The sequence below is a fragment of the Simplicispira hankyongi genome, from assembly GCF_003570885.1.
Taxonomy (GTDB): domain Bacteria; phylum Pseudomonadota; class Gammaproteobacteria; order Burkholderiales; family Burkholderiaceae_C; genus Simplicispira; species Simplicispira hankyongi.
This window is the reverse complement of sequence record NZ_QXJC01000010.1, coordinates 121780-131304: the sequence shown is the minus strand read 5'-3', so window position 1 is coordinate 131304 and position 9525 is coordinate 121780. Positions and strand designations below refer to the sequence as shown.

General features: G+C 60.7%; 8 protein-coding genes. 4 read left to right on the top strand and 4 right to left on the bottom strand.

Going from position 1 to position 9525, the window contains the following annotated elements; translation table 11 throughout:
• Positions 1–536: 536 nt before the first annotated feature.
• From D3F03_RS15835 to D3F03_RS15820, 4 genes are all read left to right on the top strand, one after another.
• On the top strand, positions 537–2003 hold the full coding sequence (locus D3F03_RS15835) for an AAA family ATPase (RefSeq protein WP_119110400.1): 1467 nt from the start codon (positions 537–539) through the stop codon (positions 2001–2003).
• 11 nt (positions 2004–2014) lie between these two features.
• Entirely contained in the window at positions 2015–2674 is a 660-nt protein-coding gene (locus D3F03_RS15830) for a metallophosphoesterase (protein WP_119110399.1), read from the top strand.
• A 291-nt stretch (positions 2675–2965) separates the two neighbouring features.
• Positions 2966–3778 carry a metallophosphoesterase family protein gene (locus D3F03_RS15825; RefSeq protein WP_158606175.1) on the top strand — a complete coding sequence of 271 codons (813 nt, stop codon included), beginning with the start codon at positions 2966–2968 and terminating at the stop codon, positions 3776–3778.
• Positions 3775–4572 (top strand): metallophosphoesterase, encoded by a 798-nt coding sequence (locus tag D3F03_RS15820; RefSeq protein WP_119110397.1) that lies wholly within the window; start codon positions 3775–3777, stop codon positions 4570–4572. The genes D3F03_RS15825 and D3F03_RS15820 overlap by 4 nt, the downstream gene beginning before the upstream one ends.
• A gap of 204 nt (positions 4573–4776) precedes the next feature.
• Here D3F03_RS15820 and D3F03_RS15815 read toward each other — a convergent pair whose 3' ends face one another.
• The 4 genes from D3F03_RS15815 to istA form a co-directional block, all read right to left on the bottom strand.
• Positions 4777–6066, bottom strand: coding sequence for a lytic murein transglycosylase (locus tag D3F03_RS15815; RefSeq protein ID WP_119110396.1), 1290 nt, complete (start codon positions 6064–6066; stop codon positions 4777–4779).
• 347 nt (positions 6067–6413) lie between these two features.
• Entirely contained in the window at positions 6414–6965 is a 552-nt protein-coding gene (locus D3F03_RS15810; protein ID WP_119110395.1) for a hypothetical protein, read from the bottom strand.
• Positions 6966–7373: 408 nt separating this feature from the next.
• The gene (gene istB, locus D3F03_RS15805) at positions 7374–8156 is read right to left on the bottom strand and encodes an IS21-like element helper ATPase IstB (RefSeq protein ID WP_119110394.1); all 783 of its coding nucleotides are present in this window, start codon (positions 8154–8156) and stop codon (positions 7374–7376) included.
• Entirely contained in the window at positions 8153–9157 is a 1005-nt protein-coding gene (gene istA / locus D3F03_RS15800; protein ID WP_119110393.1) for an IS21 family transposase, read from the bottom strand. The genes istB and istA overlap by 4 nt, the downstream gene beginning before the upstream one ends.
• Positions 9158–9525: the final 368 nt, after the last annotated feature.

Genomic DNA, 9525 nt, shown 5'->3' with positions numbered 1-9525 from the left:
AGCGTGGGCCATCTGCGTAGTCTCCTTCATGGAAGACTCCTTGGATCAACACGCATCGAGATAATTCAAATTATTTCTGAGACATCACACTAGAGCTGCCATAAGGCCTGCTCCACTGCGGGATATTTTTAGACTTTTGCACTGGTCATATTTTCACAAAAGTATTCTGATTGAGCGGTTGCTCGTTTTCCCGACTCGGCCCCCATCCTGATGACGATATTCCAAGTTCAAAAGTGCGTGAATTGTGATGATTTGCATCGCGAGGATCTTGCAAACAAATGGCTTAAATTTCATTCCTCGCGCTTATATCGACACCGTTGACAAGCCGTTTTTTGTCATGGATGATGATTCACATGTCTCACCGCAGCTCCCGAATTTCCACTAACTCGATAGTCATTACGACCATCGAGCGGTGCCTTGCGTGCGGCTGAAGACATAGTCTCTCATCCCCCTGTCAGCCCGCTGTTTGATCAACACGCGGAGCCTGACACCTGACCCAAGGCATACCCCACCGGGCTCCGCATCAGGAGCCCGCCATGCCTCGTCAAGACCAGAGATCTAAAAGTCCCAACCCACCGGGCTTCAGCCAGCGCACGTTCACGTACTTTGCCCGTGGCGATGTCCACAGCCTTGATCTGCTGCTACCCATCTCTTTCACGCAAGACGATGAAGCGGCGCAGACGCGCGACGCCCAAGAGCAACTAGACGCCCATGAGCAAGCGATTCGCCAGGAAAAAATTGCCGCTCTAACGGCCCGCCGGCGCCAGGAAGAGCAGGAGGAGGAAGCGCGCCAAGCCCAAATCAAGGCGAAAGCAGCCACGGCTGGCTCTGAACCGTTTCGGTCAAGAATCGGTGACCTCGACCTCGAGGCTGAGCTTGAATTTCTCAAGAAAGACGCAAAGGCCGGCACGAAACTGGCACGCCGCTCGTTTGCCCAAGCACTGGCGTCAAAGAGCGCAGCGGGCAGCCAGCTGTTCGCCAAAGTGTTCGAGTGGGACGAGGTCATGAAGCTTGTGGGCAGGGTCGGCGCGACGCCCGACCGCGATTTGCTCAAACGCAACAAAGATCTGTTCCTGCGCATCCGAAAATCCCACCCGCATCACATGCGACCCGTGGGCTACAGGCTGCACGATCATGAAGCTGTCCTCAGTAACCTGGCCCATATTGAGCAGCAGTTGCCCCACTTTTCGGCGGTGCTGGCCTTGGTGCGCGAACGACTGCAGCTCTCGTTCGCTCGCCAGCAGCCCATGCACATCCCACCCATCCTGCTGCTTGGCGGTCCAGGGATTGGCAAAACGCATTTCAGCCAGGAGCTGGCAAGGGTGCTGGGCCTGCCTGTGCGCCGTCATGCGTTCGATTCGGCCATCACGGAAGCCGCTTTGACGGGCTCAGAAAAGCGCTGGGCCAACACCTCGTTCGGCTTGTTATTCGATGAGCTGGTACTGGGCCGGTCGGCCTCTCCCATCATCCTGCTCGACGAAATCGACAAAGCACGATCGGATAGCAATGGCAATGCCCTGGGCCCGCTGCACAGCTTGTTGGAGCCCGTGTCGGCCAAGACGATCATGGATATCAGCTTGGACATTGTGATGGACGCAAGTCATATCGTCTGGGTTGCGACGGCCAACGACCCTTGGAAGATCCCCGCACCAATCCGCAGCCGCATGCACGAGTTCACGATCGAAGCACCTACAGGGCACGCCGCTCTCGAAGCAGCGAAGGCAGTCGCTCGTGCGGTACATGAGTGCATGGGCAGCACGCTGTTTGACCCACCGGCTTCCCGGGTCATCGTGTCCCTTGCCCATCTCTCGGCGCGTGAGTTGATCCAGGCGTTGGAGACGGGCTATGCCCGCGCCCTAGCCGGCGGCAGTCGCATCGTTCAGCGTCATCACTTACCTGCGGACATCTTGCAAGAGGGACAAGAGGGGCAAAAGGGAGATGCGAGCAAGGGTGTGCCTGACCCGAACGGCTCAGACCCGCCGTCTGGCGGTTACCTGCATTGAGGAGCACTGCGATGAAATTCCCTGCCGCCCTTGACCTCTTCGAGCGCACGCTATTGACCGAGCGCGACCGCCCAGATGTGCATGCAGCCATGCTCAAGCTGGCATTGCCGGAGGCGATTACCTCTGTCAGTTCCCTGCTCCAGGAGGCAATCGCCGCTGGCGAGCGCGTCTGGATGACCGCCGACCTGCACATTGGCCACGCGAACATCATCCCCTTTTGCAACCGTCCCTTCGCGAACGTCGTGCAGATGAATGAGCACCTGGTTGCCCAGACCGCAAAGATCCAGGACGACGACTGGCTGCTGATTGTGGGAGACCTGGCCATGGGGGACCACCAGGAAGCGATGACGTGGATCCGCCGCATCCCAGGCCGCAAGGTCTTGGTGCTTGGCAACCACGATCTTCGGCGTGATGGCAAGTGCCTCTATTTATCCGAGCAGGGTTCGGAAGGCCGACGCCCGTTGTTCGATGCGATCGTGCCTTTCTTGGCCTGGCGTGGCAATGGCGGCCAGGACGTCTTTGTGAGCCACTACCCGGCCACCACAACGCACGATGCTGCCCAGCTGCTTAACTACCACGGGCATCTGCACCGCCAGGTGCTGCCTCCCACGGAAAAGACCCACTTCGTCAACGCGGGCTGGGACGTCACACAAGGACTGCTATGCCTTTGAATCCACGCAGGCTGAAGACTCGATCCGAGCTAGTTCGAACGGTCCACATCGATCGTCACCGCCGCGTTCCATTGCCGCGCGAGATCGGTTGGCCTATTGGGATGCGGGTGTATTTCTCGCTAAGGCAGGATGCAGACGGCTCATCCGGGATCGTCTGCAGCAAGCGTCCGGGTCGTCTGCACAAAGGGCGGCTCCTCTCGACACGGATTCAAAGAGTCCGCTTTAAGCCGCGAGCAATTGTTCGCCACAAGCCAGCCCCAAAACAGCCGTAGCCTTGCACAGGAGCATTGCATGAAAGTTCTCGTTCTCTCCGACCTCCATGTGGAGTTCTCGCCCTTTGTGCCTGATCCGGTGGCAACGGCCGCAGCCGATGTCGTGGTCCTCGCTGGTGATATCAACAAGGCAACCTATGCGGCCGCATGGGCCCGCCGCACGTTTCCAAACAAGCCGGTGGTCATGGTCTCTGGCAACCATGAACTCTATGACGGCCACTGGGACCGCACGCTGGATGCAATGCGCGAGTCGGCACTGCGCCACCAGGTGCACTTTTTGGAGAAGGACTCAGTCACGATTGCCGGTGTGCAGTTTCTGGGTGCCACGCTGTGGACGGACTTCGCGTACTTCGGCGTGCACAACATTGAGGCGGCCATGGCCGAGGCGGATCGCTACATGGCGGACTACCGGGAGATCAAGGGCTGTACGCCGCTCGCGACGATCGATCGCCATGTGGAGAGTCGGACGTGGCTTGAGCGCGAACTGTCTATGCCCGGAGAAGGCACGAATCGCGTCGTGGTGACGCATCACTATCCACACAAGAAGTCCACGGCAGCGCAGTACCAGAATGACCTTTGCACAGCAGCCTTTGGCTCCCAGCTGCAGCACGACTTGATCGAGCGCGCGGGCATGTGGATCCATGGTCATACGCATTCGTCGCACGCCTACCGCGTCGGCAAATGCCGGGTGGTCTGCAACCCCAGGGGCTACCCATTTGACATGTTCAAGGACAACTATGAGAACCTAAACTTCAATCCCAGGCTGCTGATGGAGCAGACGCCCAATGGGCAGTGGGCCCAGAGCGACATGCGAGGGGGTATGCCGCCATGAAGATGCTTGTGTACTCCGACCTGCACCTCGATCTCCATGCGTTCGAACCGCAACTGACGCGGGCGTACATGCAGAACATCGACGTAGTGGTCCTGGCCGGCGACATTACCGAGGGGACCACCGGACTGCGCTGGGCGCGGGAGACGTTCCCGGACGCCGCCATCGTCTACGTCGATGGAAATCACGAGTTCTATGGCCAGCACTGGGACAGGCACCTCGACCTCATGCGCACGCTGGCTACAGAGCACGAGATCCACTATCTGGAGAACGACAGCGTCACGATCGGCGGCGTGCGGTTCTTGGGTTGTTCCCTCTGGACGGACTTCGCACTGCAGGGAGTCGATTCAACGCTTGTCGCTATGAGCGCAGCGCGCCAGGGGATGAACGACTACAAGCGGATCAAGATTGATTCGCCGCGCGAGTTGTACTGGCAGCGCAAGCACCGGCTGTTTCCTGCAATGGCGGCGCGCAGGCACGCGGCCAGTCGGCAATGGCTGGAAGCGCAATTGAGCCAAGGCGAGCCCCAGCGTACCGTCGTTGTCACGCACCATGCTCCGCACCCCCAATCGATTCCTCCCGAGTTTGCGGGGCACCCGCTGTCGCCGTGCTATGCGAGTGACCTGGGGGGTCTGATGGGACAGGCCGAGTTGTGGATTCACGGGCATATCCATGAGAGCGTGGACTATGAGGTGAACGGTACACGGGTGGTTTCCAACCCGAGGGGGTACAAGCACAAGGACAACGGTGGGATGCAGAACCAGGCGTTTCAGGTGGACTTCAAAATTGATGTCTAAGGGCAGGTGTCATCCACCTCCAGGAGGGGCAATCCCACTATTGGTATTTTGTGTGCGGCGCCGAACTCAATTTATAGCGCCCCAGGCCTCATAACCAACGCTTCGCGGCGCCTTCGTGTCAGACAAACTGACACACCATGGCCACCTTTACTCGACAAGAATTTGGCATTGATCTGCCTCAATTCGCCTTGCCTTTCAATTGATTTACTGCAAGCGATGCAGCAGATCCAGGGTCGGGTAGCCGTCCGCCGGAAGACTCAAGCTACGCTGGTATTGGCGAACACCGCGCCGCGTGGCCGGGCCGATAGTGCCATCGGGCGTGCCGCTGTCGAAGCCACGAGCGTTCAGCGCCGTCTGCAAGGCCATCACTTGGCTGCTTGTCAGTGCCTGCAAATCGCGTGGCCAAGCTGTCTGCACTGCGGGGCCGCCAGCCAACTGTTGCGCCAACAAGCCAACTGCGAGCGCATAGCTGGTCGAATTGTTGTAGCGCAGGATCGCGCGGAAGTTGGGTCCGACCAAGAAAGCTGGTCCGCGTGCACCGGCCGGAAGCAGGATTGACGCATCCTCCAACGCCGGCAGCGGTGCGCCATCCATAGACTGCACCCCCTCCTTGGCCCAGAGCGACGCCGGCTGTCGCACGCCGGCATCGGCGCGCGCGAAATCGAATCCCGGCGGCAAGCGCACCTCCAGCCCCCACGGCTGATCGGCTTGCCAGCCCGAGCGCGCCAAGAAGTTCGCGGTCGAAGCCATCACATCGGCCACGCTGCCCCAAATGTCGCGGCGGCCATCACCGTCAGCATCCACCGCATACGCCAGAAAGTTCGATGGCAAAAATTGCGTCTGACCCATCGCCCCAGCCCACGAGCCAAGCATCTGCGCGCGGCCGATGTCACCACTCTGCAGAATTTTCAATGCTGCGAGCAATTGGTCACGTGCCCACTGCTCGCGCCGGCCCTCGAAGCCAAGCGTCGCCAGGGCGTCGATGGTCGGAATGTCGCCGACGAAACTGCCGTAATTGCTCTCCATGCCCCAGATCGCGACGAGCACTTCTGTCGGGACGCCGTAGTGCGCTGCAATGGCGTCAACTTCGGGTCGCAGTAGCAGCAGTTTGTCCTGACCACGGGCGATTCTCTGCGTCGACAGCGCGCTATCGAGGTAGTCCCAGACCGTGCGGGTGAACTCGGGCTGCGCCCGGTCCAGCTCGATGACACGAGGAAGGAAGCGGACATCACCGAATGCGATTTGGAGCGTTGCCTCGTCGATGCCCGCTGCGCGTGCACTGGTGCTGAATTCGGCTACCCAGCGGGCAAATTTCTGGTTGTGTTCCACCTCGTCGGATACGGCGAGGGGCGGCTTAGTGGCGACCGTCGGTACAGCCGGTGCTTGGGTTTCGACAGGTGGAGGGGAGGCGCAACCCGCAACGGCGAAGATCGCCAGCAAATGGAGGGCCCACCAGAGGCGAGCGGGCGCTGTAAAACGGAATGTTGTTGGCATTCATTCCATTCTCGTCCTTCTATGGAGCCAGGCTGCTCTGACTTCCTCAGCGCCACTGACGTTCCACTGTGCGCTCTTTGAATATGGGCCCTCTTGGTCCGGCTTGCTCTACAGTGCGTCCAGCATCACAGCGGTTGATTGACGCGCGCGACAGTCAATGAATGTTGTTCGATCGAATGCTTCGCTATCGGTGCATTGCTGGGTTGACTGTCGGGAATGCAGCGACTGCGGCCCCTCGCTTGCCGCCTTAAGCAACTGCTATCTGATGCATCGGCACCACTGAAAACTGCCAATACGGACGGCGCGCTAGAGTCTCGACATCGCATGGCTCGCATCGCTCGGAGGGGTCAGCCGTGAATCCCCGGGTCGGTTGGGTGCCCTGCCTTCCAAAGGGCTCGTGCTTTCCTGCCCACCCAAAGCATTCCCATCGTTGCGAAGGTGCTGAGGATACCCACGAGGAAGCTGAACCACTGCACCTTCCAGAAGCTTTGCTCGGCCCGTGCGTCCTGCTCCCGGAAGATCGCCTCAACCGCACTCTTGTTGGTTGCTGCGATGGAGTTGAAGTGTTCAGCTTGCTTCCTCGATTCTTCGAGGACTACTTGGGCGCGTTGGGCCTCTGCTGCCGTGTCCCGGGCTTCTTGGGCTTTGCGCTCGGAGTAGTCGGAGATAGCTCGTAAAGCTTCGGCTAGGTCGCGCTCGCTCTGGATTGGGGCAGAAGCGAGCCTCGCCACCTTCTCACGCTCGGCCAGACCCTTGCCGAACTTGAAGGCAAAGACACCCAGACCAATAGACATGCCTATCACTGCAATGACAAAGGCAATCCCCGCGGCCTTCGACCTCTCAAAGACTTTGACGACTTCCCGTGCAGCCCACTCGATCAAGTAGGTCTCAATGCTCATCCCTCACTCCTGTGGTTCTGGAATGTTGTGATGGTAGCGAACCACTTGATTTTTCTTTGATGCTCGTGCTCAGTGCGGAAGTGCAGTGGTCAAGGACCAAAGACTGAGTGCAGGTACGAAAAGTACAGGGCACGCACCCGCTCCTGCGAGCGTCGGCACTCTTCAAAGGATCGGCTTGGGTGACCGAGCCACACCCCCGCTGAAAACCCTCCGCCGTACTACCTCTGTTTCGTGGCACGTTGTTCAAAAATTCGGGCAAGGAAGTCGCCAACTGTCAACGCCGATTTAAATCTGACCCACTTTCCTGCTTGATCGCCGAAGTAAATCTGACCCACCTGGGCTCCTTCGATTGCGCTGCTCGGACGCGTAGGGCGTAGCCCGTAGAGGCCGAGCAGCGCGGCTCGCCGATCACTGCACCGGCACGGTCCTCCTTGCTGCCTGTCCAGCCTTGCGTTTGTCCTTGAGCCGGTAGCTCTCGCCGCTGATCTGCACGATGTGCGCGTGGTGCAGCAGCCGATCGAGCATCGCTGCGGTCAGCGTCTGGTCGTCGGCGAAGGCGCCGGCCCACTGGGTGAACGGCAGGTTGCTGGTCAGCACCATGCTGGCGCGCTCGTAGCGCTTGGCCACCACGTTGAAGAACAGATTGGCCTCCTCACGCCCGAAGGGCAGGTAGCCGATCTCGTCGACGATCAGCAGCTTGGGACCCAGCACCGCCCGGTTGAAATATTCCTTCAGCCGCCCCTGGGCCTTGGCCGCCGCCAGCTGCAGCATCAGGTCGGCCGCGCTGATGAACCGGACCTTGTGCCCGGCGATCACTGCTCGCTGGCCCAGTGCCAGCGCGATGTGGGTCTTGCCCACGCCGCTGGGGCCCAGCAGCACGACGTTCTCGGCGCGCTGCACGAACGCCAGGTGGGCCAGCTCCTGGATTTGCGGCTTCGGAGCACCCCCGGCGCAGCTCCAGTCGAACTGCTCCAGGGTCTTGACGGCCGGCATCGTGGCCAGTTTCATCAAGGTGCTGGTGCGACGCTCGTCGCGTAGTACCGCTTCGCTGACCAGAAGCTTCTCCAGGAAGTCGGCGAAGCTGGCTTCCTCGCGGGCGGCGTCCTGCGCCAGCGCCGGCCACTGTGCGCCCAGGCCAGCCAGCTTGAGCTGCTCGCACAGCTCGGCAATGCGTTGGTGTTGCAAGCTCATGCCACCTCCAGCAACTCGTCGTACACCGACAGCGGGTGCTGCAGGCTCTCCACCGGCAAGGCCACGCGCTGGGCAATTGCCGGCGGCGCTTTGAGCGCCGGAGCGGCCAGCATCACTGCGCGCTCCCGGGCCATGCGCACCGCCGGAACGGCCTTGGTCGTGGCATGCACGCGAGCGTTGGCCACGTCATCGAGCCACCGGCGCACATGCACATTGGCGACTTCGGCATCCAGCTTCAGGCCGCTGGCCTCCAGCGTGGCGGCCAGCGGCACGACGAAGCTGCCCTTGAGGTAGGCGTTGAAGCGCTCGACCTTGCCCTTGGTCTTGGCCCGGTAGGGCCGGCACAGCCGCGGGGTGAAGCCGCAGGCTTCGGCCAGCTCTTTGAGCTCGTCGTTCCAGCGGTGCAAGCCTTCGCCGTAAGCATCCCGAGCGATGACCACCGACTTGGCGTTGTCGAATAGAACGTGCTCGGGGACGCCGCCGAAATAGTCGAACGCCTCGCGCAGGCCCGCGCACAGCGTGGCGGCATCCTCACCGCGAGTGAACTTCACGAAGCTGGCGCGGCTGTAGCCCATGGTGGCCACCAGCGCCAGTAGCGGGTTGCGACCGCGCCGCACGGCGGTGAAGTCCGCCTGCATCTGCTTGCCCGGCGGGGTTTCGAAACGCACCACCGGCTCGCTCACGATCTTCTTGAACGGCGCGATCCAGGCCTTGAGTTGGCTGATGCCTCCCGCGTAGCCGCGTTCCTCAATCTCGCGCAGCAGCACTGTCGCCGGAATCCAGCGCGGCCTGGCCTGCTCGATCCGGGCGAGCAGGTAATCCTTGTAGTCGTCCAGCTTGCATGGGCGCGCCGCGCGCGGCCCGTATCGGCTTGCCTGCTGCTCACGCAGGTAACGCCGCACCGTGTTGCGCGAGCAGCCCAACTGCTTCGCAATCGCTCTCACCCCTTCGCCCCGACGGGCCATCACTCGTATCTCCACTGCTTCCTCCTGGGTCAACATCGACGGCTCGCAAAAAGCCGCCATCCTCGCCCAGGTGGGTCACCTTTACTTCGGCGCAGTGGGTCAGTATTACTCCGGCGCTAACAGCCAACGCGGACATCGTGAAGGGCAGAGACCGCTGCAAAGCAGATATTCACGTACGAACAAATCGACGCCCAATGACGTGCTGCGGTTAAGCCCGGCAACATCCTCGCAAGACCAAGCATGGCGTAGGCCCATTCGCTTCACCAGTGCCCTGCCCCGCACCATCCAAGCCAACGCTGCTATAAGTTTTGGCACGGCTCTTTTGGCATTTCACGTTCTTGAGTGGCATGTATATACTGTTGTTTCATACAGTATTTATGCAGCCCATTACCGTGCCCCACCAG

What these genes read in the sequence shown, in the direction of transcription:
- D3F03_RS15815 (WP_119110396.1), bottom strand. Translation starts at nt 6,066, where the DNA reads ATGCCAACAACATTCCGTTTTACAGCGCCCGCTCGCCTCTGGTGGGCC.
- D3F03_RS15830 (WP_119110399.1), top strand. Translation starts at nt 2,015, where the DNA reads ATGAAATTCCCTGCCGCCCTTGACCTCTTCGAGCGCACGCTATTGACC.
- D3F03_RS15820 (WP_119110397.1), top strand. Translation starts at nt 3,775, where the DNA reads ATGAAGATGCTTGTGTACTCCGACCTGCACCTCGATCTCCATGCGTTC.
- D3F03_RS15825 (WP_158606175.1), top strand. Translation starts at nt 2,966, where the DNA reads ATGAAAGTTCTCGTTCTCTCCGACCTCCATGTGGAGTTCTCGCCCTTT.
- D3F03_RS15835 (WP_119110400.1), top strand. Translation starts at nt 537, where the DNA reads ATGCCTCGTCAAGACCAGAGATCTAAAAGTCCCAACCCACCGGGCTTC.
- istA (WP_119110393.1), bottom strand. Translation starts at nt 9,157, where the DNA reads ATGTTGACCCAGGAGGAAGCAGTGGAGATACGAGTGATGGCCCGTCGG.
- D3F03_RS15810 (WP_119110395.1), bottom strand. Translation starts at nt 6,965, where the DNA reads ATGAGCATTGAGACCTACTTGATCGAGTGGGCTGCACGGGAAGTCGTC.
- istB (WP_119110394.1), bottom strand. Translation starts at nt 8,156, where the DNA reads ATGAGCTTGCAACACCAACGCATTGCCGAGCTGTGCGAGCAGCTCAAG.